Here is a 25,298-nt window from a genome sequence, read left to right on the forward strand (position 1 = left end):
GTTCTTTAAAGGAAAATCATGTCGGTTCCTAGCCAAAAAATCCGTATCCGTCTGAAAGCTTTCGACTATCGTCTGATCGACCAGTCCGCACTGGAAATCGTTGACACCGCCAAGCGTACCGGCGCTGTCGTCAAGGGCCCGGTTCCCCTGCCGACCCGCATCCAGCGCTTCGACGTTCTGCGTTCGCCGCACGTCAACAAGACTTCCCGCGATCAGTTCGAAATCCGTACCCATCAGCGCCTGATGGATATCGTCGATCCGACTGACAAGACGGTTGACGCATTGATGAAGCTGGACCTGCCCGCTGGCGTTGATGTTGAAATCAAGCTGCAGTAATCAGCTGGCATAGTGTTGGAAAAGCGCACAACCTCGGTTGTGCGCTTTTGTTTTACGGGCTATAATGCTCGGCTTCGATGTGGGTTTTGCGTTTGCAAGGCCCATAATTTATGGTAGTACGAACATCAGCCCCGCCCAATCGCAGGCGGGAATGGAGAAAACAATGAGCCTGGGCCTTGTTGGTCGCAAGGTTGGTATGATGCGCATCTTCACGGAAGATGGGGATTCGATCCCTGTGACCGTGCTGGACGTGTCCAACAACCGCGTGACTCAAATCAAAACGCCTGAAGTGGATGGTTATTCCGCTGTTCAGGTGACCTTCGGTCAACGCCGCGCTTCGCGCGTGGTGAAAGCCGCCGCCGGCCACTTCGCCAAAGCTGGCGTCGAGGCAGGTACTGTCCTCAAAGAATTCCGTGTTGACGCTTCCAAGGCTGCCGAACTGAAGGCTGGCGACGTCGTTGGCATCGGCATGTTTGAAGCTGGCCAGAAAGTCGACGTGCAAGGCGTGTCGATCGGTAAGGGCTACGCCGGTACCATCAAGCGTTACAACTTCTCGTCGGGTCGCGCGACCCACGGTAACTCCCGCTCGCACAACGTTCCTGGCTCCATCGGTATGGCGCAGGATCCGGGCCGCGTGTTCCCCGGCAAGCGCATGACCGGTCATCTGGGTGATGTCAAGACCACCGTCCAGAACCTGGAAATCGCCCGTGTGGACGCAGAGCGTCAGTTGCTGCTGGTGAAGGGTGCCGTTCCTGGCGCCAAGAACGGTCAAGTGATCGTTTCGCCGGCAGTCAAAGTCAAAGCGAAGAAGGGGGCTTAATAATGGAACTGAAGCTCCTGAATGACCAAGGTCAAGCTGCTTCGAACGTCGCCGCACCGGATACCATTTTCGGTCGTGACTACAACGAAGCCCTGATCCACCAGGTCGTGGTTGCCTACCAAGCCAACGCTCGTAGCGGCAACCGCAAGCAAAAGGATCGTGAAGAAGTCAGCCACACCACCAAGAAGCCTTGGCGTCAAAAGGGTACTGGCCGTGCACGTGCCGGTATGTCCTCGTCGCCTCTGTGGCGCGGTGGTGGCCGTATCTTCCCGAACTCGCCTGACGAAAACTTCACCCACAAGGTCAACAAGAAGATGTATCGGGCAGGTGTCTGCTCGATCCTGTCCCAGTTGGCACGTGAAGGCCGCCTGTCGGTCGTCGAAGAGTTCGCCGTCGAAGCCCCGAAGACCAAGCTGCTGGCCCAGAAGTTGAAGGGCATGGGCATGGAATCGGTGCTGGTTATTACCGACAGCCTGGACGAAAAGCTGCTGCTGGCCTCGCGCAACCTGCCGGGCGTGCTGGTGGTCGAGCCGCGTCAAGCTGATCCCGTGTCGCTGGTGTACTTCAAGAATGTCTTGATCACCAAGCCGGCTCTGGCAAAGATTGAGGAGTTGCTGGCATGAACGCAATCGTGAAACATAGCGAAGAGCGCCTGATGAAGGTGCTGCTGGCACCGGTGATCTCCGAAAAGGCAACCTTTGTCGCCGAGAAGAACGAGCAAGTCGTCTTCCTGGTCGCCAAGGACGCCACCAAGCTGGAAGTCAAGGCCGCCGTCGAACTGCTGTTCAAGGTGGAAGTGGAATCGGTGCAAGTCGCCAACCGTCAGGGCAAGCAGAAGCGCTCGCGCAACGGTATGGGCCGCCGCAACCACACCCGCCGTGCTTTCGTCAGCCTGAAGCCGGGTCAAGAAATCAACTTCACCGAGGAGGCTAAATAATGGCACTCGTAAAAGTGAAGCCGACCTCGCCCGGTCGGCGCGGCATGGTCAAGGTCGTCAATCCCGACCTGTACAAGGGCCGTCCGCTGGCATCGCTGGTCGAAAAGAAGTCCAAGACCGCCGGCCGTAACAACAACGGCCACATCACCACCCGCCACATCGGCGGTGGTCACAAGCAGCACTACCGTGTTGTCGACTTCCGTCGCAACAAGGATGGTATCCCTGCCAAGGTTGAGCGTATCGAATACGACCCGAACCGTACCGCGCACATCGCACTGCTGTGCTACGCGGACGGCGAGCGCAAGTACATCATCGCTCCCAAGGGCGTGTCGGTTGGCGATCAGCTGATCAGCGGTTCTGAAGCTCCGATCAAGTCGGGCAACACTCTGCCGATCCGCAACATCCCCGTCGGTACCACCATCCACTGCGTGGAAATGCTGCCGGGCAAGGGCGCGCAAATCGCCCGTACCGCTGGCGCCGCTGTCGTGCTGATGGCACGCGAAGGCACCTACGCTCAGGTTCGTCTGCGTTCCGGTGAAGTGCGTCGCGTTCACATCGAATGCCGCGCCACCATCGGTGAAGTCGGTAACGGCGAGCACAACCTGCGCAAGATCGGTAAGGCCGGTGCAACCCGTTGGCGCGGTGTGCGTCCGACCGTTCGTGGCGTTGTCATGAACCCGGTGGATCACCCGCACGGTGGTGGTGAAGGCAAGACCGCCGCTGGTCGTCACCCGGTTTCCCCGTGGGGCCAGCAGACCAAGGGCAAGAAGACTCGTAGCAACAAGCGTACGACTTCGATGATTGTCTCGCGTCGCGGCAAGAAATAAAGGATAAAACATGACACGTTCATTGAAAAAAGGTCCTTTCTGCGACGCCCACCTGGTGAAAAAGGTTGAGGCTGCCCAGGCTACCAAGGACAAGAAGCCGATCAAGACCTGGTCGCGTCGTTCGACCATCATGCCGGACTTCATCGGCCTGACGATTGCCGTGCACAATGGCAAGGCACACGTGCCGGTCTATGTGTCGGAAAACATGGTTGGTCACAAGCTCGGCGAATTCGCGCTGACCCGTACTTTCAAGGGTCACGCTGCCGATAAGAAGGCTAAGAAATAAGGTCCTATGATGGAAACTAAAGCTACTCTGCGCGGTGTGCACCTGTCGGCCCAGAAAGGCCGCCTGGTTGCAGACCTGATCCGCGGTAAAAAAGTTGATCAGGCACTGAATATCTTGGCCTTCAGCCCCAAGAAGGGCGCGGTCATCATCAAGAAGGTTCTGGAGTCCGCCATCGCGAACGCCGAACACAACGATGGTGCCGACATTGACGAGCTGAAAGTCAAGACTATTTATGTGGAAAAGGGTGCGGTCCTCAAGCGCTTCACAGCGCGTGCCAAGGGCCGTGGTGATCGTATTTCCAAGCAGTCGTGTCACATTTACGTGACCGTCGGAAACTAAGGAGTCACGATGGGACAGAAGATTCATCCAACCGGTTTCCGTCTGGCGGTTACGCGTAACTGGGGCTCGCGTTGGTATGCAGGCAACAACAACTTTGCCGACATGCTCAACGAGGACCTGAAGGTCCGTGCTTACCTGAAGAAGAAGCTGAAGAACGCTTCGGTTGGCCGCGTGGTCATCGAGCGTCCGGCCAAGAACGCCCGCATCACCATTTACAGCTCCCGTCCGGGCGTTGTGATCGGCAAGAAGGGCGAAGACATCGAAGTGCTGAAGTCGGCACTGGCCAAGCTGATGGGCGTGCCCGTGCACGTCAACATCGAAGAAATCCGCAAGCCTGAAGCCGATGCTCAGCTGATCGCTGACTCGATCTGCCAGCAGCTGGAAAAGCGCATCATGTTCCGTCGCGCCATGAAGCGCGCGATGCAGAACGCCATGCGTCTGGGCGCTCAAGGCATCAAGATCATGTCGTCGGGCCGTCTGAACGGCATCGAAATCGCACGTACCGAATGGTACCGCGAAGGCCGTGTGCCTCTGCACACCCTGCGTGCCGATATCGACTATGGCTTCGGCGAAGCTGAAACCACCTACGGCATCATCGGTGTGAAGGTGTGGGTCTACAAGGGCGATCGCCTGGCAAACGGCGAATCGCCGGTGCTGGTCGGCGAACTGGAAGACGACAAGAAGCGTCGTGGTCCCCGTCGTGACGACGGCAAGCCGGGTGCACGTCCCCGCTCCAAGACTGGTGCTCCTGGCGCCGGTGCAAAGCGTGGCGGTGGTCGTCCTCAAGCTGCCGATGCCGGTGTATCGGCTGAGAAAGCAGGAGAATAATCATGCTGCAACCAGCACGTAGAAAATATCGTAAAGAACAAAAAGGTCGTAACACCGGCATTTCGCACACCCGCGGAACCGCCGTCTCGTTCGGCGATTTTGGTCTGAAGGCAACCGGCCGCGGCCGTATCACTGCCCGTCAGATCGAAGCTGCTCGTCGTGCGATGACCCGTCACATCAAGCGCGGTGGTCGTATCTGGATCCGCGTTTTCCCGGACAAGCCAATTTCCCAGAAGCCCGCAGAAGTGCGTATGGGTAACGGCAAGGGTAATCCGGAGTACTACGTGGCTGAAATCCAGCCGGGTAAGGTACTGTACGAGATGGACGGTGTGGACGAAGCCCTGGCGCGCGAGGCGTTCCGTTTGGCTGCTGCCAAATTGCCGCTGTCGACGACTTTCGTTGTTCGCCAAGTCGGTCAATAATTAGGAGCGGAACATGAAAGCATCTGAACTCCGCGGTAAGGACAAGGCAGGACTGGAAAAGGAACTGGGCGAGCTGTTGAAAGCTCAGTTCAGCCTGCGCATGCAAATTGCGACCCAGCAACTGAACAATACCGCACAGCTGAAGAAGGTACGTCGCGACATCGCACGTGTGAAAACTGTGATCAACTCGAAGGGTGGCCAACAATGAACGATCAAGTGAAACAAGCGCTCAAGCGCACGCTGATTGGCAAAGTTGTGTCGGACAAGATGGATAAGACCGTCACTGTCGAAATCGAGCGTCAAATGAAGCACCCGCTGTACGGCAAGATCATCAAGCGCACCAAGAAGTATCACGCGCATGATGAGCAAAACACGGCGAAGGCCGGCGATGTGGTGGAAATCACCGAAAGCCGTCCGATCTCCAAGACGAAGGCGTGGACTGTGACCCGTGTGGTACAGGAAGCACAAATCGTTTAAGTAGCAAAGGTAGTACTTGCGTGCTCGATATTATGGTGCCATAATATCGAGCTCTTTCTTTGCAAAGTAAAGTTTGCAAAGAGAGGCTCAAGAGTAGCTCTATTCGTCCCCTAACTAGCGAGTTCGCTTGCTAACAGGACCAAGACTGACCGCCAGCGCATCCTGCGAAGCGGATTAAGTTGGGAAAGAAAATATCATGATTCAAACTGAAAGCCGGCTCGAAGTGGCCGACAACACTGGTGCGCGCGAAGTTCTGTGCATCAAGGTCTTGGGTGGTTCCAAGCGCCGCTATGCGGGCATTGGCGATGTGATCAAGGTTACTGTCAAGAGCGCAGCACCGCGTGGTCGCGTCAAGAAGGGTGAAATTTATAACGCTGTCGTCGTTCGCACCGCCAAGGGCGTGCGTCGTCAGGATGGTTCGCTGGTCAAGTTCGATGGTAATGCTGCCGTCCTGCTGAACGCCAAGCTGGAGCCCATCGGCACCCGTATCTTTGGGCCGGTGACTCGTGAGCTGCGTACAGAGCGCTTCATGAAGATCGTCTCCCTGGCGCCTGAAGTTCTGTAAGGAGTAGTCATGGCAAAGATTCGTAAAAACGATGAAGTCATCGTGTTGACCGGCAAAGACAAGGGCAAGCGCGGTGTCGTGACTGCTCGTGTGGACGCCGATTATGTCATCGTGGAAGGCGTGAACGTCGCAAAGAAGGCGACCCGTCCGAACCCGATGACGGGTGCAACTGGCGGCATCGTCGATAAGCTGATGCCAATTCATGTGTCGAACGTCGCGTTGTTCAACGCTGCGACCGGCAAGGCAGATCGTGTGGCTTACAAGGAAGTGGACGGCAAGAAGGTCCGCGCTTACAAGTCCAACGGCGAAGTCGTTAAGGTTTAAACATCATGGCACGTCTTCAACAGTTTTATAAAGATAAGGTCGTCGCCGATCTGACTACGAAGTATTCGTACAAGTCGGTGATGGAAGTTCCGCGCATCCTGAAGATCACCCTGAACATGGGTCTGTCCGAAGCAGTTGCGGACAAGAAGATCATCGAGCACGCCGTTGGCGATCTGACCAAGATCGCTGGCCAGAAGCCGGTGGTGACCAAGGCTCGCAAGGCTATCGCAGGTTTCAAGATCCGCGAAGGCTACCCGATCGGTTGCATGGTGACCCTGCGTGGCGCCCGCATGTACGAATTCCTGGATCGTCTGATCACCGTGGCCCTGCCGCGCGTGCGTGACTTCCGTGGCGTGTCCGGTCGTGCGTTCGATGGTCGTGGCAACTACAACATCGGTGTGAAAGAGCAGATCATCTTCCCCGAAATTGAGTACGACAAGATCGATGCACTGCGTGGCATGAACATCAGCATCACCACGACTGCAAAGACCGACGACGAAGCGAAGGCGCTTCTCGCCGCATTTAAATTCCCGTTCAGAAACTGAGGATGCCATGGCAAAACTGGCACTGATTAACCGTGAACAGAAGCGCGCAGAAATGGTGAAGAAGTATGCTGCCAAGCGCGCCGAGTTGAAGGCTATTATCGACGACCAATCGAAGTCGGAAGAAGAGCGTTACGAAGCCCGCCTGAAGCTGCAGGCTCTGCCGCGTAACTCTGCTCCGACCCGCCAGCGCAACCGTTGCGCGCTGACTGGCCGTCCCCGTGGTACTTTCCGCAAGTTCGGATTGGGCCGTATCAAGGTCCGTGAAATCGCCATGCGCGGCGAAATCCCGGGTTTGACCAAAGCTAGCTGGTAATAGGAGAAGAAGCAATGAGTATGAGCGATCCTATCGCCGATATGCTGACCCGTATCCGCAATGCGCAAGGCGTGAACAAGACTACCGTCGTCATGCCGTCTTCCAAAGTGAAGGTCGCCATTGCCAACGTCCTCAAGGACGAGGGCTATATCGAAGATTTCGCCGTGGTTGCCGCTGATGGCAAGGCTGAATTGAAAATCGGTTTGAAGTATTACGCTGGCCGTCCGGTCATCGAGCGCCTGGAGCGCGTGTCCCGTCCGGGTCTGCGCATCTACAAGGGCAAGGACGATATCCCCAACGTCATGAATGGCCTGGGTGTGGCAATCGTGTCCACGCCGCGCGGCGTGATGACTGATCGCAAAGCACGCGCAACCGGTGTCGGTGGCGAAGTGATTTGCTACGTGGCCTAAGGAGTGCAAGATGTCTCGTGTAGGTAAAATGCCTGTTGCACTGCCGAATGGCGCGGAAGCGACCATCACTGCAGAGCAAATCACCGTCAAGGGCCCGCTGGGCTCCTTGACCCAACCGCTGACCAAGAAGGTCAAGGTGGTCAACAACAATGGCTCGCTGAGCTTCGAAGTGGCTGATGACAGCCGCGAAGCCAACGCGATGTCGGGCACCCTGCGTGCTCTGGTCAACAACATGGTCAACGGCGTCACCAAGGGCTTCGAAAAGAAGCTGAACCTGGTTGGCGTGGGTTTCCGTGCACAAGCACAAGGCGACAAGCTGAACCTGTCGCTGGGCTTCTCGCACCCCATCGTTCACCAGATGCCCGCCGGCATCAAGGTTGAGACCCCGACCCAGACCGAAATCCTGATCAAGGGTATCGATCGCCAGGTGGTTGGCCAGGTCGCCGCTGAAATTCGCGCGTACCGCGAACCCGAACCCTACAAGGGCAAGGGTGTGCGCTACGCTGACGAAGTGGTGACGCTCAAAGAAACCAAGAAGAAGTAATAGGGGTTGACGATGGACAAGAAACAATCTCGCCTGCGCCGTGCGACTCAGACTCGCGCCAAGATCGCAGAACTGAAGGTGAATCGTCTGGCTGTGCACCGTACCAACACGCACATCTACGCCAGCGTCATCGGCCCCGACGCCAACGTGCTGGCTTCCGCTTCCACCCTGGAAGCAGAAGTCCGCGCCCAGCTGGCAGGTCAGACCGGCAAGGGCGGCAATGCTGCCGCTGCTGCCCTGATCGGCAAGCGCGTGGCGGAGAAGGCTCTGAAGGCCGGTGTGACTGAAGTCGCATTCGACCGCTCCGGTTTCCGTTATCACGGTCGCGTCAAGGCGCTGGCTGAGGCTGCGCGTGAAGCCGGCCTGAAGTTCTAAGGATTATCGATCATGGCAAAAATGCAATCGAAAACGCAAAGCGACAAGCCAGATGACGGCATGCGCGAAAAAATGATCGCGGTCAACCGCGTCACCAAGGTGGTGAAGGGCGGCCGCATCATGGGTTTCGCAGCGCTGGCAGTGGTCGGTGACGGCGATGGCCGTATCGGCATGGGCAAGGGCAAGTCGAAGGAAGTGCCCGTTGCCGTGCAGAAGGCGATGGAAGAAGCTCGTCGCAAGCTGATCAAGGTGACCCTGAAGAACGGTACCGTGCAACACACCGTCATCGGCAAGCACGGCGCTTCGTCGGTGATGATCTCGCCGGCCAAGGACGGTACTGGCGTCATCGCCGGTGGTCCGATGCGCGCGATCTTCGAGGTGATGGGCGTGACCAACGTGGTGGCCAAGTCGACTGGTTCGACCAACCCCTACAACATGGTCCGTGCCACCCTGGACGGTCTGTCGAAGATGAACACTCCGGCTGAAATTGCTGCCAAGCGCGGCAAGTCGGTCGAAGAAATCCTGGGCTAAGGTGATCGAGATGGCTAACACAATCAAAGTCAAACTGGTCAAGGGTCTGATCGGTACTCGTCAGGACCACCGCGCTACCGTGCGCGGTCTGGGTCTGCGTCGCGTCAACTCGGTGTCCGAACTGGAAGACACCCCGTCGGTGCGCGGCATGATCAACAAAGTGTCCTATCTTGTGAAAGTTGTGTCGTAAGCCTCGGCTTGCGAACGGAGCGAATCATGCAATTAAACACTATCCAACCCGCAGACGGCGCCAAGCACGCTAAGCGTCGCGTCGGTCGTGGTATCGGCTCTGGCCTGGGCAAGACCGCTGGTCGCGGCCACAAGGGTCAGAAGTCGCGTTCGGGCGGTTTCCACAAGGTCGGCTTTGAAGGCGGCCAGATGCCCCTGCAACGTCGTCTGCCCAAGCGCGGTTTCAAGTCGCTGGCAACGCCTTACAAGGCTGAAGTGCGCCTGTCCGACCTGGAAAAGCTGCCCGTCGCCGAGATCGACGTGCTGGCACTGAAGCAAGCCGGCCTCGTGTCGGAACTGGCTCGTGTCGTGCGTATCATCAAGGCTGGCGAACTGACCAAGAAGGTAACCGTCAAGGGTCTGATCGCAACCGCTGGTGCCAAGGCCGCTATCGAAGCTGCCGGTGGTTCCATCGCTGAGTGATCCGGTCCCGGAGCATTAATTGGCAACTACTCCTCAATTAGCAAAAGGTGCCGCAAAAGGATTCCCCTGGGGTCGTTTGTGGTTCCTGCTGGGGGCGTTGATCGTTTATCGCATCGGTGCACATATCCCGGTTCCGGGTATTGATCCGACGCAGTTGGCGCAGCTGTTCAAGCAGAATCAGGGCGGCATTCTGGGCATGTTCAACATGTTCTCCGGTGGTGCCCTGTCGCGCTTTACGATCTTCGCACTGGGGATCATGCCGTATATCTCGGCATCGATCATCATGCAGCTGCTGTCGGTGGTTTCGCCGCAGCTGGAAGCATTGAAGAAAGAGGGTGAAGCCGGTCGTCGCAAGATCACGCAGTACACTCGTTACGGCACCCTGGTGCTGGCGACCTTCCAGGCGCTGGGCATCGCGGTGGCGCTGGAATCGCAAGCCGGCCTGGTGCTGGATCCGGGTCTGGCCTTCCGTCTGACCACGGTGGTGACCTTGATTACCGGTACGATGTTCCTGATGTGGCTGGGTGAACAGATCACTGAACGTGGTCTGGGCAATGGCATCTCGATCATCATCTTCGCCGGTATTGCGGCAGGTCTGCCGAATGCTCTGGGTGGCTTGTTCGAGCTGGTCCGTACCGGTTCGATGAACGCCCTGTCGGCAATCCTGATCTGTGTGATCGTGGCTCTGGTGACGTTCCTGGTGGTCTTCATCGAACGTGGCCAGCGCAAGATCCTGGTGAACTATGCGAAGCGTCAGGTCGGCAACAAGATCTACGGTGGCCAGAGCAGCCACTTGCCGCTGAAGCTGAACATGGCTGGCGTGATTCCGCCGATCTTTGCATCGTCGATCATTCTGTTCCCGGCCACGATCACCAGCTGGTTCACCTCCGGTGATACGTCGAATCCCTTCATTCGTTTCCTGAAGGATCTGGCGGCATCGATGGCACCAGGCGAACCGATCCATGCCTTGCTGTATGCGGTGGCTATCGTCTTCTTCTGCTTCTTCTACACCGCACTGGTGTTCAACAGCAAGGAAACGGCAGACAACCTGAAGAAGAGTGGTGCTTTTGTTCCGGGTATCCGTCCGGGTGACCAGACAGCGCGTTATATCGACAAGATCCTGATGCGCCTGACCTTGGCCGGCGCCGTGTACATCACCTTGGTGTGCCTGCTGCCAGAGTTCCTGATCGCACGCTGGAAGGTACCGTTCTACTTCGGTGGCACATCGCTGCTGATCATTGTGGTCGTGACGATGGATTTCATGGCCCAAGTGCAGAACTATGTGATGTCTCAGCAGTATGAATCGTTGCTCCGCAAAGCTAATTTCAAGGGTGGCATGACACCGCGATAAGCGGGCTCATGCTCCAAGGAAGAAGACACGGAATGGCAAAAGACGACGTTATTCAGATGCAGGGCGAGATTCTTGAAAATCTGCCCAACGCGACATTCAGGGTTAAGTTGGAAAACGGTCACGTTGTACTCGGCCATATTTCCGGCAAGATGCGCATGAATTACATCCGTATCCTGCCCGGCGATAAGGTAACGGTGGAACTGACGCCTTACGATTTGAGCCGGGCACGTATCGTGTTCCGAACCAAGTAACAGTGAAACATTGAAAGAAAGAGGGCCACAATGAAAGTGCTCGCATCAGTCAAGCGGATCTGCCGCAACTGCAAAATCATCAAGCGCAATGGTATCGTTCGTGTGATCTGCACCGAACCTCGCCATAAGCAGCGCCAGGGTTAACTTAACGTTATTGATCGAGGAATAACGAATGGCACGTATTGCAGGGGTCAACATCCCCAACCATCAGCACACCGTAATCGGCCTGACCGCCATCTATGGTATTGGCCGTCCGCGCGCACAAGACATTTGCGCTGCTACCGGCGTTCCGACCAACAAGAAGGTCAAGGACCTGGACGATAACGAGCTGGAAAAGCTGCGTGACGAAATCGCCAAGTTCGTCGTGGAAGGCGATCTGCGCCGTGAGTTGTCCATGAACATCAAGCGTTTGATGGACCTGGGTTGCTACCGCGGCCTGCGTCACCGTCGTGGTCTGCCGGTTCGCGGTCAACGTACCCGCACCAACGCCCGTACTCGCAAGGGTCCGCGCAAGGCCGCTCAATCGCTGAAGAAATAATCCCGGCAGGCGCAAGCACTGGTCGGATTCAAGGAAGAAATTATGGCAAAGTCCCCCAACAACGCAGCAGCATCGCGTGTTCGTAAGAAAGTCAAGAAGAACGTTGCTGAAGGCATCGCGCACGTTCACGCTTCGTTCAACAACACCATCATCACGATCACCGACCGTCAGGGCAACGCTCTGTCGTGGGCAACTTCGGGTGGTGCTGGCTTCAAGGGTTCGCGCAAGTCGACTCCGTTCGCAGCCCAGGTCGCCGCTGAAAGCGCCGGCAAGGTTGCCATCGAATGCGGCATCAAGAACCTGGAAGTGCGTATCAAGGGCCCCGGCCCGGGCCGTGAATCCGCAGTGCGCGCTCTGAACAACCTGGGCATCAAGATCACCCAGATCCAGGACGTGACTCCGGTCCCGCACAACGGCTGCCGTCCGCCGAAGCGCCGTCGCATCTAAGTTGTAGTATAATCTTGCGCTTTCGCCTGTTCGTCAGGCAAAAGCGCAGGCAAATCACCCGCCAATCACCTTGGCGGGTTTTGTTCTTAAGACCACTGTCTGGCCGCATGCAGGTCAGACTAGCGTCCGGCAACATGGGACGTCATTGATAAAGGAAATACCGTGGCACGTTATATCGGACCGAAAGCAAAACTCTCCCGCCGCGAAGGCACCGACCTGTTCCTGAAGAGCGCACGCCGCTCGCTGGATTCCAAGTGCAAGCTGGATTCCAAGCCGGGTCAGCACGGCCGCACTTCGGGCGCCCGCACCTCCGACTACGGCAACCAGCTGCGTGAAAAGCAGAAGGTCAAGCGCATGTACGGCGTCCTCGAGCGTCAGTTCCGCCGCTACTTCGCTGAAGCCGACCGCCGCAAGGGCAACACCGGCGAAACCCTGCTGAAGCTGCTGGAATCGCGCCTGGACAACGTCGTCTACCGCATGGGCTTCGGCTCGACCCGCGCTGAAGCGCGTCAGCTGGTGTCCCACAAGGCCCTGACCGTGAACGGTCAAGTCGTGAACATCGCTTCGTACTCCGTCAAGGCTGGCGACGTCATCGCCATCCGTGAAAAGGCCAAGAAGCAAGTGCGTATCGCCGAAGCCCTGTCGCTGGCCGAGTCGAACGGTTTCCCGCAGTGGGTTTCCGTGGATTCGAAGAAGCTGGAAGGCACCTTCAAGTCCTCGCCGGACCGTAGCGAAATCGCTGCCGACGTCAACGAATCGCTGATCGTCGAACTGTACTCGCGTTAATTCGTAGTACCGCCGTACCCCTGTGCCCACCTCATGGTGGGCATTTTTCCGAACTGCCATCAGCCTTATCGGTGTAACGAGCCGAGGGTATTGAAAAGGACAATTCATGCAAAACAGTTTGTTGAAGCCCCGCATCATCGAAGTGGAAACCCTGGCCCCCGGTCACGCAAAGGTCGTGATGGAGCCGTTCGAGCGTGGTTACGGTCACACCCTGGGCAACGCGCTGCGTCGCGTCCTGCTGTCGACCATGAGCGGTTACGCTCCCACCGAAGTCACCATCGCTGGCGTCGTGCACGAGTACTCCTCGCTGGACGGTGTGCAGGAAGACGTGGTCGACATTCTGCTGAACCTGAAGGGCGTGGTCTTCAAGCTGCACAACCGTGACGAAGTCACCCTGACCCTGAAGAAGGAAGGCGAAGGCGCTGTCCTGGCTTCCGATATCGATCTGCCGCACGACGTCGAACTGATCAACCCGGATCACGTCATCGCCAACCTGACCGGTGGCGGCAAGCTGGACATGCAGATCAAGGTCGAGAAAGGCCGTGGCTACGTGCCGGGCAACGTTCGTCGCCTGTCCGAAGACACCAACAAGACCATTGGCCGCATCATTCTGGATGCGTCGTTCTCGCCGGTTCGCCGCGTGTCTTACGCCGTCGAATCCGCTCGTGTGGAACAGCGTACCGACCTGGACAAGCTGGTCATGAACATCGAGACCAACGGCGTCATCACCCCGGAAGAAGCGATCCGCCAATCGGCGCGCGTGCTGGTTGATCAACTGAACGTGTTCGCTGCCCTGGAAGGCACCGAAGCGACTGCAGAAGCACCGTCGCGCGCACCGCAGGTCGATCCTATCCTGCTGCGTCCGGTCGACGACCTGGAACTGACCGTCCGTTCGGCAAACTGCCTGAAGGCCGAGAACATCTACTACATCGGCGACCTGATCCAGCGCAGCGAAAACGAACTGCTGAAGACCCCGAACCTGGGTCGCAAGTCGCTGAACGAAATCAAGGAAGTCCTGGCTTCGCGTGGCCTGACCCTGGGCATGAAGCTGGAAAACTGGCCGCCGGCTGGTCTGGAAAAGTAATTCACGTCACCTGGCGGGCTGCGGTGCGAGCCGCACCGCCAGGCTGATAGGAAGCAGTACCTGAAGTATTCGTCGTATCCGTAGCAAAGAACTTTTATCCGATATTTACCGGTCCGCGGTCAGGACAGCCCAGCTGGCCTGCCGATAGAAGAACTGGATCAAAACTGTAACCTGAAAGGAAATTACCATGCGTCACCGTCACGGTCTCCGCAAACTGAATCGTACTTCGTCCCACCGTCTGGCCATGCTGCGCAACATGACTGTCTCGCTGCTGCGTCATGAAGCCATCAAGACCACCCTGCCGAAGGCCAAGGAACTGCGCCGCGTCGTCGAGCCGATCCTGACCCTGGGCAAGACCGACACCCTGGCCAACAAGCGCCTGGCCTTCAACCGCCTGCGCGATCGCGAAATCGTCGGCAAGCTGTTCTCCGAACTGGGCCCGCGCTACGCTGCCCGTAACGGCGGCTACCTGCGCATCCTGAAGATGGGCTTCCGCCAAGGCGACAACGCACCGATGGCCTTCGTTGAGCTGGTCGATCGTCCGGAAGTCACCGACGCTGCTGACGCACCGACCGCTGAATAATTCACCGGACGTTGCTTCACAAAGAAAATGCCAGGCTCTGCCTGGCTTTTTTGTTTTGCGCGGCTGCATTTTCTTTCATCCGGCTGATGTGCGCCGTCACGCCTGGCCTCCGGATGTGGTTGAATACGGACTCTGCAAGGAGTCCTTTCATGTCCGCATCCCTGTTGAACCAGCCTTTGCTGGTACTGGCCAACCTGCCCGACCAGGCCTTGGCTGAACGCTTGTCCAATACCCTCGTGGAACAAGGTCTGGCCGCCTGCGTCAACATTCTGTCGCCTGTGCAGTCGGTCTATCGCTGGCAGGGCAAGGTCCAGCGCGATAGCGAGATCCCCTTGCTGATCAAGACCACCCAGGGCCGCTACCAGGAACTGCAGCAGGCCATTGTCCACGCCCATCCCTACGACGTGCCCGAGATCATCGCCTTGCCCATCACGGCGGGTCTGCCGGCTTATCTGGCGTGGATGCAGGATGAGACCGCACGTCCTCTGCGCGTATAAGCTCAGAGCATTCCCATCGAACGAGGAACACCGTTGAACCGCATCAACCGGCGCACGCGCCTGACAAGATATCCCCTGCTGATCGTATTGGCGCTGCTGGCCCTGCTCGGCCTGCTGGTGGCCAAGGCTGCCAAGGCGGCTGAGGATTACCTGCCGCCCGAACAGGCCTTCCAGCTCAACGGACGCATGGTCGACGCCCAGACGCTGGAGCTGAGCTATCGGATTGCAGATGGCTACTACATGTATCGCGACCGCTTCCACTTCAGCGCCGAAGGCGCGACGCTGGGCGAGCCGCAATTCCCGGCGGGTAAACGCAAGTATGACGAAAACTTCCAAAAGGAAGTTGAAACCTACCATCAGTCGGTGACTGCCCGGATTCCGGTCAGCGGCGCAGTGAAGGATTTTGTCATTTCGGCAGTATCGCAAGGCTGTGCCGACAAGGGCTTGTGTTATCCACCGATGACCTTGAAGCTGGCGATGTCGGCCCAGGATATTGGCAAGAACGTCACTCCGGCGGGTGTCAATGCGGATGCGCCCAGCACGGGCGGCAGCGATATCGATGGTATTGCCGCCGTGCTCAAGGGCGGCAAGCTGTGGAGCATCCTCTCGCTGTTCTTCCTGCTGGGCATAGGATTGTCCTTTACGCCCTGCGTGTTGCCGATGCTGCCCATCCTGTCCTCCATCATCGTCGGACAGCAGCCGGGCGCCGGCGGTGGACGCGGGCGCAGCTTCCTGCTTTCGGTGGATTATTCGCTGGGCATGGCCCTGGTCTACACGGCATTGGGCGTAGCCGCCGGGATGCTGGGAGAGGGCTTGTCTGCTTATCTGCAGAACCCTTGGGTGCTGGGCGCGTTTGCCTTGCTGATGGCCGGCCTCGCATTGTCGATGTTCGACCTCTACACTCTGCAAGTCCCCGCCTCGATGCAATCCAGATTATCCACAGCCTCCGGTGGAGGCAGTGGCAAATGGGTCGGTGTCTTCCTGATGGGCGCGATTTCGGCGCTGATCGTTGGTCCCTGCGTGGCAGCGCCCCTGGCCGGGGCCTTGCTGTACATCAGCCAGACCGGCAATGTGGTGCTGGGGGGCAGTGCCCTGTTTTCCATGGCACTGGGCATGAGCGTGCCACTGCTGCTGGTCGGCGCGTCCGCCGGTGCCCTGCTGCCGCGTGCCGGGGCCTGGATGGATGCGGTCAAACGCTTCTTTGGCGTGTTGATGCTGGGCACGGCCTTGTGGATGGTGTCGCCGGTGATCCCTTCATGGTTGCAGGTGGCTGGCTGGGCGGCGCTGGGGGTCGGCTATGGCGCTTTCCTCCTGTGGACACGTCCGGCTGGATGGATGTCCCGGGCGCTCGGCCTGGTGGTGGTCACGCTGGGCTTGCTGCAACTGGTCAGCGTGGCCACCGGCGGGCGAGATCCGCTAGCGCCGCTCTCGCATCTGCGCGGCCAGTCAGCCGCCGCGCAGGCCACCGACTTCGTGCGCATCCGCTCCAGCGCCGAACTGGATGCGGCGCTGAAGGAAAACGCCGCTGGCGAGCGCCACCCGGTCATGCTGGATTTCTATGCCGACTGGTGCGTTTCCTGCAAGGAAATGGAACGCTTCACCTTCACCGATGCGCGTGTGAAGGAACGTTTCGGCCAGATGCTGCTGCTGCAGATCGACGTGACCGCCAACAATGCCGACGACCGCGCCATGCTGAAGCGCTTCAATCTCTTCGGTCCGCCCGGCATCATGTTTTTCGATGCCGATGGCCGGGAACTGGCACAGCGCCGCGTGATCGGTTATCAGGATGCCGACAGGTTCATCTCTACGCTGCAAAATCTGTAGTTCCACATGTCGCAAGGTAATTTGAAAAGCACTTTATAGTCGTTGGCCTGAGGCTGGCCTCGCGTTATAGTCAGCCTTCTGTTTTCATTCTGTCCACCAAGGAGACCACCATGACGCTGCGCCTGGGCGATACCGCACCGGATTTCGAGCAAGAATCCTCGATCGGCAAGATCAAATTCCACGACTGGGCGGGTGACTCCTGGGTCGTGCTGTTCTCGCACCCGGCCGACTTCACGCCGGTCTGCACCACCGAGCTGGGGCTGACGGCCAAGCTCAAGCCCGAATTCGACAAGCGCAACGTCAAGGCCATCGCGCTGTCGGTGGATGGTGCCGAGGCCCACAACCAGTGGATCAAGGACATCGAGGAAACCCAGCAGACCGTGGTCGGCTTCCCCATCGTGGCCGACGTCGACAAGAAGGTCGCGGGCCTGTACGACATGATCCATCCGAACCAGTCCGAAACGGCGACCGTGCGTTCGCTCTTCGTGATTGACCCGAAGAAGAAGGTGCGCCTCATCATCACCTACCCGATGAGCACCGGCCGCAACTTCGACGAGGTGCTGCGCGTCATCGATGCGCTGCAACTGACCGACGGTTACACCGTGGCCACCCCGGGCAACTGGAAGGATGGCGACGACGTCATCATCCCGTTGTCGGTCAAGGATGAGGAAGTCATCAAGCAGAAATATCCGAAGGGCTACAAGTCGCCGCGTCCGTACCTGCGCATTACGCCGCAGCCGAACAAGTAATTGCTGCGTTCGCCGCGTCAATAAAGCGAAAGCGCTCCTCCGGGAGCGCTTTTTGTTTGGCCCCTGCTCAGGCGGCTGATGCCACCCCGCGTGCAAATCCATCCACGAACAGCCGCGCCACCGGCGACAGGAGCGTACCGCGCCGCGTCACCAGCTGATAGGGCTCGCTGCGCGTATGCAGCTTCAGCGGCAGGATGCGCGTCATGCCGAAGCGCGTGCAGAACTGCGCCACATCCACCGACAGCAGCGCCACGAAGTGCGGATTCTTCTGCAGCAGCGACAAGGTGGTGAAGGCCGAGGTGGTTTCCATCAGGTGCAGCGGGAAGCGCAGGTCGGCATCGTGGAATTCGCGCTCCAGCGTCAGCCGCATCGGCATGTTGGCCGAATAGACCACCCAGCGCGAATCGGCCAGGTCCACCAGTTGCAGGCTGCTCGCTTCAGCCAGCGGATGCTGCACGCTGGCCACCACGGCCAGCTCTTCCTCGTGGATGTTGAACGCGTCATACAGGTCCGGGCGCTGGCTGATGCTGGTGCGGCAGATCGCCAGGTCCAGCCGCCCCTGGTCCAGCAGGCGCAGCAGGCGGGCGCTGGTGTCTTCCACGATCTCCACGGACAGGGTCGGATGCGCCTCCAGCAATTGCGTGAGCGCATCGGTCAAGAGCGGCACCGCGCCCATGATGGTGCCCACCGCCAGCCGTCCACCATGGCCTTGCATGATGGATAACATTTCTTCACGCAGGTGGGTCAGGTCGGTCTGGATCAGCCGCGCATAGCGGATCACGCAATGGCCCAGCTCGGTGGCCTCGAGGCCGCGATTGGTACGGGTGAACAATTGCGCACCGAGCGTGCTTTCGATTTCCTGCAAGGCCTTGCTCGCCCCCGGCTGGGTCAGCGCCACCTGCTCGGCCGCCTTGAGCAGGGAACCATGGTCGGACAGTGCGATGAGCAGCCGCAACTGCCGCAGGTGCAGGCGCGAAGTGATGGAGGCCAGCGAGGGCAAGGTGGTGTGCATGGAAAATCCTCCCCAAAGAAGTCGCTAGTATGAGTGCTGGTTATACCCATATCAACAGCTCTCATTAGCCAAGTGCCCCTTGATGGCTTAGAGTCTGGCTTTCCAAAGCGGGACTCCCATTGGGGAGCGCTGGCTTCTGCAGGGTTTCGGAGCAAGCCCGCCGATGGCGGACCCGGTGGAGACATCTATAAATCAAGGCTATGTAATGGCACTCATCAACTACATTACCCAGGTCCAGTTCGACTACGGCGCGCTGGCGCTGCTGCAGCAGGAATGCGACCGCCTGGGCATCAAGAAGCCGCTGCTGGTGACCGACCCGGGCATCCGCAACGCCGGCTTGCTGGACAAGGTCCTGGGCCAGTTGAAGGACGGTGCCGCCACCGTGGTCTATGACCAGACCCCGCCCAACCCCAATGAGGGTGCCGTGCGCGCCGCCGTGGCATTGTTCCGCGAGCATGGCTGCGATGGCATCGTGGCTGTTGGCGGCGGTTCCTCCATCGACCTGGCCAAGGGCGTGGCCGTCTGCGGCACCCACGAAGGCCCGCTGAAATCCTTTGCGCTCATCGAAGGCGGCCTGGCCAACATCACGGCCAAGACCGCCCCGGTGATCGCCATCCCGACCACCGCCGGCACCGGCAGCGAAGTCGGCCGGGGCGCCATCCTGATCCTCGACGATGGACGCAAGGTCGGCATCATCTCGCCGCACCTGGTGCCCAGGCTGGCCCTCTGCGACCCCGAACTGACCCTGGGCCTGCCGCCGCTGATGACCGCTGCCACCGGCATGGATGCCATCGCGCACTGCCTGGAAACCTTCATGGCTCCGGCCTTCAACCCGCCTGCCGACGGCATCGCGCTGGACGGCCTGTGGCGCGCCTGGGCGCACATCGAACGCGCCACGCGCGAACCGGGTGACCGCGAAGCGCGGCTGAACATGATGAGCGCCTCCATGCAGGGCGCCATGGCCTTCCAGAAGGGGCTGGGTTGCGTGCACAGCCTGTCGCACTCGCTGGGCGGCATCAATCCCAAGCTGCACCATGGGACCCTGAACGCGATCTTCCTGCCGGCCATCATCGCCTTCAACGAAAGCGCGCCCAGCATGGTCAAGGACAACAAGATGGCGCGCATGGCCCACGCCATGGGCTTGGCCAGCGGTACCGGGATCGGCCCGGCCATCCGCGACATGAGCCGCCGCCTTGGCTTGCCGGCCGGGCTGCGCGAGCTGGGCGTGAGCGAATCCCTGTTCCCGCAGATCATCAAGGGTGCCCTGGCCGACCACAGCCACAAGACCAATCCGCGCGAAGCCTCGGAACAGGATTACCTGAACATGCTGCAGCAATCCATGTGATGGCCGACAATGAACAGCGCGGGCAGGCCACCAAGGGCCTGCTGCGCATTTCCCCCTCAGCTGCTCCTGCCTCGCGCGGGCGCAGCTTTCTTGCCTGACCCGGCCCCGGGCGGCATCAACGACACCAGCAGGAGCACAACGTGAGCGACAAGATCCTAGGACACAACTACATCGGCGGCCAGCGCAGCGGCCAGGGCGACGTCGCCCTGCACAGCGTGGACGCGGCCACCGGTGCCCTCTTCGAAACCCCTTTCCTGACTGCCACCGAGCACGAAGTCGCCGCCGCCGTGGATGCGGCCGAGAAAGCCTATCCGCTGTACCGCGCCGTTCCGGCTGAACAGCGCGCGCTGTTCCTGGAAGCCATCGCCGACGAGATCGATGCCCTGGGCGACGACTTCCTGGCCGCCGTGGCCCGTGAAACCGCCCTGCCGGCCACCCCGCGCCTGGCCGGCGAGCGCGCCCGCACCAGCGGCCAGATGCGCCTGTTCGCCAAGGTCCTGCGCCGCGGCGACTTCTACGGTGCCCGCATCGATACCGCCCTGCCGCAACGCCAGCCGCTGCCGCGCCCGGACATCCGCCAGTACAAGATCGGCGTGGGTCCGGTGGCCGTGTTCGGTGCCAGCAACTTCCCGCTGGCCTTCTCGGTGGCCGGTGGCGATACCGCTGCCGCCCTGGCTGCCGGCTGCCCGGTAGTGTTCAAGGCCCACAGCGGCCACCTGGTCACTTCCGAACTGGTGGCCAACGCCATCGAGCGCGCCGTCAAGAAGACCGGCATGCCGGCCGGTACCTTCAACATGATCTACGGCGACCGCGTCGGTGCCCAACTGGTCAAGAGCGCCGGCATCCAGGCCGTCGGCTTCACCGGCTCGCTGCGCGGTGGCCGCGCCCTGTGCGACATGGCCGCCGCCCGTCCGCAGCCGATCCCGGTGTTTGCCGAGATGTCCAGCATCAACCCCATCATCCTGATGTCTGAAGCCCTGAAGCTGCGCGGTGACGCCATCGCCAAGGACCTGGCCGGTTCCGTCACGGTCGGCGTGGGCCAGCTGTGCACCAGTCCCGGCCTGCTGCTGGGCGTGCGTTCGCCGGAACTGACCGCCTTCATCGAGAAGCTGTCGGCCGCCTTCGGTGGCACCAACCCGGCCACCATGCTCAACAGCGGCGGCCTGACCCATTACAACGGCGGCGTAGCGCGCCTGACCCAGCTGCCGGGCGTGAAGGTCATCGCCACCGGCGGCACCAGCTATACCCAGGCCGTGCCGCACCTGTTCAAGGCCGACGCTGCCCTGCTGTTCTCCAAGGAAGCGCCGCTGGAAGAAGAAGTCTTCGGCCCCGCCACCGTGATCGTCGAGCTGGAAAGCCGTGAGCAACTGCTGGACTTCGCCGCCAAGATGAATGGCCAGCTGACCGCCACCCTGCAAGCCGAAATCGGTGACCTGCAAGGCAACCAGGACCTCATCGCGATCCTTGAGCAGAAGGCCGGCCGCTTGCTGTTGAATGGCTTCCCGACCGGCGTCGAGGTGTGCGATGCGATGGTCCACGGCGGTCCCTATCCGGCCACCTCGGATGCCCGCGGCACTTCGGTGGGCACGCTGGCCATCGAGCGCTTCCTGCGCCCGGTGTGCTACCAGAACTATCCGGACGCGATGCTGCCGGCCGCGCTGCAGAACGCCAACCCGCTGGGCCTGCTGCGCCTGGTCGATGGCGAACAGACGCGCGCTACCGTCGGCTGATCATCCACACGCAGGATCGGACCGGCGAGGCACTGCCGGTCCCGCAAGACCTTCCCCGCACTCGATTGCGGGGTCGCAACAAGAATCACATTCCAGGACCCCAAAGGAGGAGACCCCATGACCGCATTCATCCGGCGCGCCGCGCTGTCGGCCGCCTGTGCCCTGCTGGGCGCAGCCACCCTGCCATCCGCCCAGGCGGCGGGCGACACCATCAAGATCGGCTTCATCACCGACATGTCCGGCACCTATGCCGACTTCGACGGCCAGGGCGGCGTCGAAGCCATCCGCATGGCCATTGCCGATGCCGGCGGCACCATCAATGGCAAGAAGGTGGAGCTGGTCTTTGCCGACCACCAGAACAAGGCCGACATCGCCGCCAACAAGGCCCGCGAATGGTTCGACCGCGATGGCGTGGACATGCTGGTCGGCGGCGTGAACTCGGCTGCCAGCCTGGCCATGGGCAAGGTGGCGGGCGAGAAGAAGAAGGTCTTCATCTCGGTCGGTGCCGGCACCACCCGCCAGACCAATGAGGAGTGCAATGCCTACACCGTCCAGTACGCCTATGACACCACGGCCCTGGCGCGCGGTACTGGCGCGGCCATCACGCGCCAGGGCGGCAAGTCCTGGTATTTCCTGACGGCGGACTATGCCTTCGGTACTTCGCTGGAGAAGGACACCAGCGAGGTCGTCAAGAGCAATGGCGGCAACGTCGTCGGCGCGACCCGCGTGCCGCTGGCGACGTCGGACTTCTCGTCCTTCCTGTTGCAGGCGCAGTCCTCCAAGGCGCAGATCCTGGGGCTGGCCGTGGCCGGGGGCGACGTCATCAATGCCATCAAGGCTGCCAATGAATTCGGCGTGAACAAGACCATGAAGCTGGCCGGCCTGCTGATCTTCATCAACGATACCCATTCGCTCGGTCTGCAGATGACGCAAGGGATGTACCTCACCGATGGCTGGTATTGGGACCTCAACGACGAGAGCCGTGCCTGGGCCAATCGCTACTTCCTGAAGATGAAGAAGATGCCGTCCATGTTCCAGGCCGGTGACGCTTCGGCCGTGGGCCAGTACCTCAAGGCGGTCAAGGCCGTGGGCAGTACCGATGCCGACCAGGTCATGGACTACCTGCGCAAGAACCGCATCAAGGATTTCTTCACCAGCAATGGCGTGGTGCGCCCGGACGGCCGCATGGTGCATGACATGTACCTGATGGAGGTGAAGAAACCTTCCGAATCCAAGCGCCCATGGGATTACTACAAGCTGGTGCAGACCATCCCCGGCGAGCAAGCCTACATGACCAAGGCGGAATCCAAGTGCGCACTGTGGAAGTGAGCGCACCGGCGCCATGAAGCATCAAGCCGGGTGGCGCTGGTGAAGCCGCCGCCCGCCAGGTTTTGAGCAAGAAGTCTGATGTGGATCGGACCATGTTCAACGCATCCCGGGTGACCGGGGTGCGTTTTTTTTCACTTGCCTGATCTGTCTGATCTGCCGATGGGCCGATCAGCCCTGCTTGAGCTTGCGCGCGATGTCCAGCGCGAAGTAGGTCAGCACGCCATCGGCGCCGGCGCGCTTGAAGGCCATCATGGCTTCCATCATGGTCTTGTCGTGGTCCAGCCAGCCGTTCTGGGCGGCGGCCTTGATCATGGCGTATTCGCCGCTGACCTGGTAGGCGAAGGTGGGCACGCGGAATTCATCCTTTACGCGGCGCACGATGTCCAGGTAGGGCATGCCGGGCTTGACCATGACCATGTCGGCACCTTCCTGCAGGTCCAGCGCCACTTCGCGCAGGGCTTCGTCGCTGTTGGCCGGATCCATCTGGTAGGTGGCCTTGCTGCCCTTGCCCAGGTTGGCGGCCGAGCCCACGGCGTCGCGGAAGGGGCCGTAGAAGGCCGAGGCGTATTTGGCCGAGTAGGCCATGATGCGGGTGTAGATGTGGCCTTGGGTTTCCAGCATGGCGCGGATGGCGGCGATGCGGCCGTCCATCATGTCCGAGGGGGCCACCACGTCCACGCCGGCATCGGCCTGGGTTTGCGCCTGCTTGACCAGCAGCGCGATGGTTTCATCGTTGAGGATGTAGCCGGTTTCGTCCAGCACGCCATCCTGGCCGTGGCTGGTGTAGGGGTCGAGCGCCACGTCGCACAGCACGCCCAGTTCGGGGAAGCGGTCCTTCAGGGCGCGCACCACGCGCGGCACCAGGCCGTCGGGGTTGGTGGCTTCGATGCCGTCGGGCGTCTTCAGGGCCGGATCGATCACCGGGAACAGCGCCAGCACCGGCACGCCCAGCTTCACGCATTCCTCGGCCACCGGCAGCAGCGTGTCCAGCGACAGGCGCTCCACGCCCGGCAGCGAGGCCACGGGCGTGCGCAGATTCTGGCCCTCCTGCACGAACACGGGGTAGATCAGGTCGGCGCTGGTGATCACGTTTTCGGCCATCAGGGCGCGAGAAAAGGCATCGCGGCGCATGCGGCGCATGCGCAGGGCAGGGTAGCCGGCGTTGGAACTGAAATCGGTCAAGGACATAGGTCAGCTTTCAAAAATTAGATGTTATTTGAGGCTATCTTGGAATTATTTCGAGGCAAATATCGCTATCTTCGGAGATTTGATTCCTTTGATTACAGATCTGCTCCAATTTCCGCGACTTGCATTATCTTGGCGGCAGGTGATTTTTTCACCTCCCGCTTCCCCTTCCCTCCCTGAGCGGGGCTGATCGCGCAAGCGAAAGGCGTTCTTCCCCGGAGAATTTCCCTGTTCTCCGGGGTTTTTTTATTCATGCGTTGTACTCCGTCTGGAAAGATCTTGCCTTGTCGGCGATCAGGCTTGCGGCGTGTTGGTGTCGGCGCTGCCAACACCTTCATTTGCCAGCGCAGCCGGGGCCACCGGTTCGGCCGTCTCAACTGGCTGGTTCAGGCCGGCCAGTTCCAGGATCTTGTCGTTGGCTTCGTCCAGACCGATGCGCTTCAGCGCCGAGAACAGTTGGGCCGTGAACGGGAAGGGCTGGCCATCCGCATCCACATAGCTTTGCAGGAAGGTCTGGGCCTGGCGCAGGGCATTGGTGGATTCGTTGCGGTTGAGCTTGTCGGCCTTGCTCAGGATGCAATGGATGGGTTTGCCGGTGGGGGCGAACCATTCGATCATCTGGATATCCAGATCGGTGAAGGGACGGCGCGAATCGACGATCATCACCAGCGCCGCCAGTTGCTCGCGCTGGCGCACGTAATCACCCAGCAGGGCTTGCCAGTGATGCTTGGCCGAGCCGGAGACCTCGGCGTAGCCATAGCCGGGCAAATCCACCAGCATGGCGCGGATCTCGTCGGGGCGCGCCTCGTCATTGCGGTGCTGGCCGACGTGGGCGCCGCCCAGCGAGAAATAGTTGATGTGCTGGGTGCGTCCCGGTGTCTTGGAGGCGAAGGCCAGGCGCTTCTGGTTGCACAGCACGTTGATGGCACTGGATTTGCCGGCGTTGGAACGGCCGGCGAAGGCGATTTCCGGCACACTGGTCTTGGGCAGGTCCCGCAGGTGATTGACGGTGGTGAAGAAACGGGCTTGCCAAAGTTGCGACATGGTGGGGGGAAAT

39 protein-coding genes are annotated in these 25,298 nt (G+C 60.1%); 35 read left to right on the top strand and 4 right to left on the bottom strand.

Annotated features, from left to right (window positions below; all coding sequences use genetic code 11):
* The first annotated feature begins 18 nt into the window (after positions 1–18).
* The 29 genes from rpsJ (at position 19) to rplQ (ending at position 14,570) form a co-directional block, all read left to right on the top strand.
* Positions 19–336: a 30S ribosomal protein S10 gene (gene rpsJ / locus MKD49_RS23815; protein WP_006464935.1), complete on the top strand. Its 318-nt coding sequence runs from the start codon at positions 19–21 to the stop codon at positions 334–336.
* A 151-nt stretch (positions 337–487) separates the two neighbouring features.
* Complete coding sequence (gene rplC / locus MKD49_RS23820; RefSeq protein WP_013232185.1) at positions 488–1,156, top strand: 50S ribosomal protein L3; 669 nt, start codon at positions 488–490, stop codon at positions 1,154–1,156.
* Between the two features lie 2 nt (positions 1,157–1,158).
* Positions 1,159–1,779, top strand: a complete 621-nt coding sequence (gene rplD, locus MKD49_RS23825) for a 50S ribosomal protein L4 (RefSeq protein ID WP_006464933.1) — start codon at positions 1,159–1,161, stop codon at positions 1,777–1,779.
* Positions 1,776–2,093, top strand: coding sequence for a 50S ribosomal protein L23 (gene rplW / locus MKD49_RS23830; protein ID WP_006464932.1), 318 nt, complete (start codon positions 1,776–1,778; stop codon positions 2,091–2,093). The genes rplD and rplW overlap by 4 nt, the downstream gene beginning before the upstream one ends.
* On the top strand, positions 2,093–2,920 hold the full coding sequence (gene rplB, locus MKD49_RS23835; protein WP_006464931.1) for a 50S ribosomal protein L2: 828 nt from the start codon (positions 2,093–2,095) through the stop codon (positions 2,918–2,920). Before rplW ends, rplB begins: the two co-directional genes overlap by 1 nt.
* Positions 2,921–2,930: 10 nt before the next feature.
* The gene (rpsS, locus tag MKD49_RS23840; protein ID WP_006464930.1) at positions 2,931–3,206 is read left to right on the top strand and encodes a 30S ribosomal protein S19; all 276 of its coding nucleotides are present in this window, start codon (positions 2,931–2,933) and stop codon (positions 3,204–3,206) included.
* A 6-nt stretch (positions 3,207–3,212) separates the two neighbouring features.
* Positions 3,213–3,545: a 50S ribosomal protein L22 gene (rplV, locus tag MKD49_RS23845; RefSeq protein WP_008334132.1), complete on the top strand. Its 333-nt coding sequence runs from the start codon at positions 3,213–3,215 to the stop codon at positions 3,543–3,545.
* Between the two features lie 9 nt (positions 3,546–3,554).
* Positions 3,555–4,373, top strand: a complete 819-nt coding sequence (gene rpsC, locus MKD49_RS23850; protein ID WP_008334135.1) for a 30S ribosomal protein S3 — start codon at positions 3,555–3,557, stop codon at positions 4,371–4,373.
* Between the two features lie 2 nt (positions 4,374–4,375).
* Positions 4,376–4,795 carry a 50S ribosomal protein L16 gene (rplP, locus tag MKD49_RS23855; protein WP_008334136.1) on the top strand — a complete coding sequence of 140 codons (420 nt, stop codon included), beginning with the start codon at positions 4,376–4,378 and terminating at the stop codon, positions 4,793–4,795.
* A 13-nt stretch (positions 4,796–4,808) separates the two neighbouring features.
* A complete protein-coding gene (gene rpmC / locus MKD49_RS23860; RefSeq protein ID WP_252697539.1) occupies positions 4,809–5,003 on the top strand; it encodes a 50S ribosomal protein L29 in 195 nt (64 codons plus the stop codon).
* A complete protein-coding gene (gene rpsQ, locus MKD49_RS23865) occupies positions 5,000–5,272 on the top strand; it encodes a 30S ribosomal protein S17 (RefSeq protein ID WP_034333526.1) in 273 nt (90 codons plus the stop codon). The genes rpmC and rpsQ overlap by 4 nt, the downstream gene beginning before the upstream one ends.
* Positions 5,273–5,468: 196 nt before the next feature.
* Positions 5,469–5,837 (top strand): 50S ribosomal protein L14, encoded by a 369-nt coding sequence (rplN, locus tag MKD49_RS23870; protein WP_006464924.1) that lies wholly within the window; start codon positions 5,469–5,471, stop codon positions 5,835–5,837.
* A 9-nt stretch (positions 5,838–5,846) separates the two neighbouring features.
* Positions 5,847–6,161 carry a 50S ribosomal protein L24 gene (gene rplX / locus MKD49_RS23875; protein WP_034339785.1) on the top strand — a complete coding sequence of 105 codons (315 nt, stop codon included), beginning with the start codon at positions 5,847–5,849 and terminating at the stop codon, positions 6,159–6,161.
* Between the two features lie 5 nt (positions 6,162–6,166).
* Positions 6,167–6,706 carry a 50S ribosomal protein L5 gene (gene rplE, locus MKD49_RS23880; RefSeq protein ID WP_006464922.1) on the top strand — a complete coding sequence of 180 codons (540 nt, stop codon included), beginning with the start codon at positions 6,167–6,169 and terminating at the stop codon, positions 6,704–6,706.
* A gap of 7 nt (positions 6,707–6,713) precedes the next feature.
* The gene (rpsN, locus tag MKD49_RS23885; RefSeq protein ID WP_008334139.1) at positions 6,714–7,019 is read left to right on the top strand and encodes a 30S ribosomal protein S14; all 306 of its coding nucleotides are present in this window, start codon (positions 6,714–6,716) and stop codon (positions 7,017–7,019) included.
* Positions 7,020–7,033: 14 nt separating this feature from the next.
* Positions 7,034–7,429: a 30S ribosomal protein S8 gene (rpsH, locus tag MKD49_RS23890; RefSeq protein ID WP_006464920.1), complete on the top strand. Its 396-nt coding sequence runs from the start codon at positions 7,034–7,036 to the stop codon at positions 7,427–7,429.
* A 10-nt stretch (positions 7,430–7,439) separates the two neighbouring features.
* A complete protein-coding gene (gene rplF, locus MKD49_RS23895) occupies positions 7,440–7,973 on the top strand; it encodes a 50S ribosomal protein L6 (RefSeq protein WP_008334141.1) in 534 nt (177 codons plus the stop codon).
* 12 nt (positions 7,974–7,985) lie between these two features.
* Positions 7,986–8,348, top strand: coding sequence for a 50S ribosomal protein L18 (gene rplR / locus MKD49_RS23900; RefSeq protein ID WP_008334143.1), 363 nt, complete (start codon positions 7,986–7,988; stop codon positions 8,346–8,348).
* 12 nt (positions 8,349–8,360) lie between these two features.
* Positions 8,361–8,879 carry a 30S ribosomal protein S5 gene (rpsE, locus tag MKD49_RS23905; RefSeq protein WP_006464917.1) on the top strand — a complete coding sequence of 173 codons (519 nt, stop codon included), beginning with the start codon at positions 8,361–8,363 and terminating at the stop codon, positions 8,877–8,879.
* Between the two features lie 10 nt (positions 8,880–8,889).
* Complete coding sequence (gene rpmD, locus MKD49_RS23910; protein WP_006464916.1) at positions 8,890–9,069, top strand: 50S ribosomal protein L30; 180 nt, start codon at positions 8,890–8,892, stop codon at positions 9,067–9,069.
* A gap of 26 nt (positions 9,070–9,095) precedes the next feature.
* Positions 9,096–9,530: a 50S ribosomal protein L15 gene (gene rplO, locus MKD49_RS23915; protein ID WP_008334147.1), complete on the top strand. Its 435-nt coding sequence runs from the start codon at positions 9,096–9,098 to the stop codon at positions 9,528–9,530.
* Positions 9,531–9,549: 19 nt separating this feature from the next.
* Positions 9,550–10,881 carry a preprotein translocase subunit SecY gene (secY, locus tag MKD49_RS23920; RefSeq protein WP_013232188.1) on the top strand — a complete coding sequence of 444 codons (1,332 nt, stop codon included), beginning with the start codon at positions 9,550–9,552 and terminating at the stop codon, positions 10,879–10,881.
* 32 nt (positions 10,882–10,913) lie between these two features.
* Positions 10,914–11,132, top strand: a complete 219-nt coding sequence (gene infA, locus MKD49_RS23925; protein WP_005663428.1) for a translation initiation factor IF-1 — start codon at positions 10,914–10,916, stop codon at positions 11,130–11,132.
* A 30-nt stretch (positions 11,133–11,162) separates the two neighbouring features.
* Positions 11,163–11,276, top strand: a complete 114-nt coding sequence (gene rpmJ, locus MKD49_RS23930) for a 50S ribosomal protein L36 (RefSeq protein ID WP_013232189.1) — start codon at positions 11,163–11,165, stop codon at positions 11,274–11,276.
* Positions 11,277–11,304: 28 nt separating this feature from the next.
* Positions 11,305–11,670 carry a 30S ribosomal protein S13 gene (gene rpsM / locus MKD49_RS23935; protein ID WP_006464912.1) on the top strand — a complete coding sequence of 122 codons (366 nt, stop codon included), beginning with the start codon at positions 11,305–11,307 and terminating at the stop codon, positions 11,668–11,670.
* A gap of 42 nt (positions 11,671–11,712) precedes the next feature.
* Positions 11,713–12,117 (top strand): 30S ribosomal protein S11, encoded by a 405-nt coding sequence (gene rpsK, locus MKD49_RS23940; RefSeq protein ID WP_006464911.1) that lies wholly within the window; start codon positions 11,713–11,715, stop codon positions 12,115–12,117.
* A 162-nt stretch (positions 12,118–12,279) separates the two neighbouring features.
* The gene (rpsD, locus tag MKD49_RS23945) at positions 12,280–12,903 is read left to right on the top strand and encodes a 30S ribosomal protein S4 (protein ID WP_008334157.1); all 624 of its coding nucleotides are present in this window, start codon (positions 12,280–12,282) and stop codon (positions 12,901–12,903) included.
* 106 nt (positions 12,904–13,009) lie between these two features.
* Entirely contained in the window at positions 13,010–13,987 is a 978-nt protein-coding gene (gene rpoA, locus MKD49_RS23950) for a DNA-directed RNA polymerase subunit alpha (protein ID WP_006464909.1), read from the top strand.
* Between the two features lie 187 nt (positions 13,988–14,174).
* The gene (rplQ, locus tag MKD49_RS23955) at positions 14,175–14,570 is read left to right on the top strand and encodes a 50S ribosomal protein L17 (RefSeq protein ID WP_008334167.1); all 396 of its coding nucleotides are present in this window, start codon (positions 14,175–14,177) and stop codon (positions 14,568–14,570) included.
* Between the two features lie 16 nt (positions 14,571–14,586).
* On the opposite strand, the gene MKD49_RS26455 is transcribed toward rplQ, so the two are convergent.
* A complete protein-coding gene (locus tag MKD49_RS26455; RefSeq protein WP_256497793.1) occupies positions 14,587–14,721 on the bottom strand; it encodes a hypothetical protein in 135 nt (44 codons plus the stop codon).
* Here MKD49_RS26455 and cutA point away from each other — a divergent pair.
* The 3 genes from cutA to MKD49_RS23970 all read left to right on the top strand — a co-directional run bounded on the left by cutA (position 14,720) and on the right by MKD49_RS23970 (position 17,640).
* Positions 14,720–15,067, top strand: coding sequence for a divalent-cation tolerance protein CutA (gene cutA / locus MKD49_RS23960; protein WP_121037721.1), 348 nt, complete (start codon positions 14,720–14,722; stop codon positions 15,065–15,067). The two genes, MKD49_RS26455 and cutA, sit on opposite strands and share 2 nt — an antisense overlap.
* A 33-nt stretch (positions 15,068–15,100) precedes the next feature.
* Positions 15,101–16,891 carry a protein-disulfide reductase DsbD gene (gene dsbD, locus MKD49_RS23965; protein WP_252697540.1) on the top strand — a complete coding sequence of 597 codons (1,791 nt, stop codon included), beginning with the start codon at positions 15,101–15,103 and terminating at the stop codon, positions 16,889–16,891.
* 110 nt (positions 16,892–17,001) lie between these two features.
* Positions 17,002–17,640 carry a peroxiredoxin gene (locus MKD49_RS23970; protein WP_006464905.1) on the top strand — a complete coding sequence of 213 codons (639 nt, stop codon included), beginning with the start codon at positions 17,002–17,004 and terminating at the stop codon, positions 17,638–17,640.
* Between the two features lie 67 nt (positions 17,641–17,707).
* On the opposite strand, the gene MKD49_RS23975 is transcribed toward MKD49_RS23970, so the two are convergent.
* Positions 17,708–18,652, bottom strand: a complete 945-nt coding sequence (locus MKD49_RS23975; protein WP_252697541.1) for a LysR family transcriptional regulator — start codon at positions 18,650–18,652, stop codon at positions 17,708–17,710.
* A gap of 205 nt (positions 18,653–18,857) precedes the next feature.
* On the opposite strand from MKD49_RS23975, the gene MKD49_RS23980 reads away from it, so the two are divergent.
* The 3 genes from MKD49_RS23980 to MKD49_RS23990 all read left to right on the top strand — a co-directional run bounded on the left by MKD49_RS23980 (position 18,858) and on the right by MKD49_RS23990 (position 23,056).
* Positions 18,858–19,997, top strand: coding sequence for an iron-containing alcohol dehydrogenase (locus tag MKD49_RS23980; RefSeq protein ID WP_252697542.1), 1,140 nt, complete (start codon positions 18,858–18,860; stop codon positions 19,995–19,997).
* Positions 19,998–20,137: 140 nt separating this feature from the next.
* Complete coding sequence (locus MKD49_RS23985; RefSeq protein WP_121037732.1) at positions 20,138–21,727, top strand: aldehyde dehydrogenase (NADP(+)); 1,590 nt, start codon at positions 20,138–20,140, stop codon at positions 21,725–21,727.
* Positions 21,728–21,844: 117 nt separating this feature from the next.
* Entirely contained in the window at positions 21,845–23,056 is a 1,212-nt protein-coding gene (locus MKD49_RS23990) for an ABC transporter substrate-binding protein (protein WP_252697543.1), read from the top strand.
* Positions 23,057–23,224: 168 nt separating this feature from the next.
* On the opposite strand, the gene hemB is transcribed toward MKD49_RS23990, so the two are convergent.
* Both hemB and yihA read right to left on the bottom strand, forming a co-directional pair.
* Complete coding sequence (hemB, locus tag MKD49_RS23995) at positions 23,225–24,244, bottom strand: porphobilinogen synthase (RefSeq protein WP_204726240.1); 1,020 nt, start codon at positions 24,242–24,244, stop codon at positions 23,225–23,227.
* 291 nt (positions 24,245–24,535) lie between these two features.
* Complete coding sequence (gene yihA / locus MKD49_RS24000; protein ID WP_034340536.1) at positions 24,536–25,285, bottom strand: ribosome biogenesis GTP-binding protein YihA/YsxC; 750 nt, start codon at positions 25,283–25,285, stop codon at positions 24,536–24,538.
* Positions 25,286–25,298 lie beyond the last annotated feature (13 nt).

The sequence above is a fragment of the Herbaspirillum sp. WGmk3 genome (genome assembly GCF_023952535.1).
Taxonomy (GTDB): domain Bacteria; phylum Pseudomonadota; class Gammaproteobacteria; order Burkholderiales; family Burkholderiaceae_D; genus Herbaspirillum; species Herbaspirillum huttiense.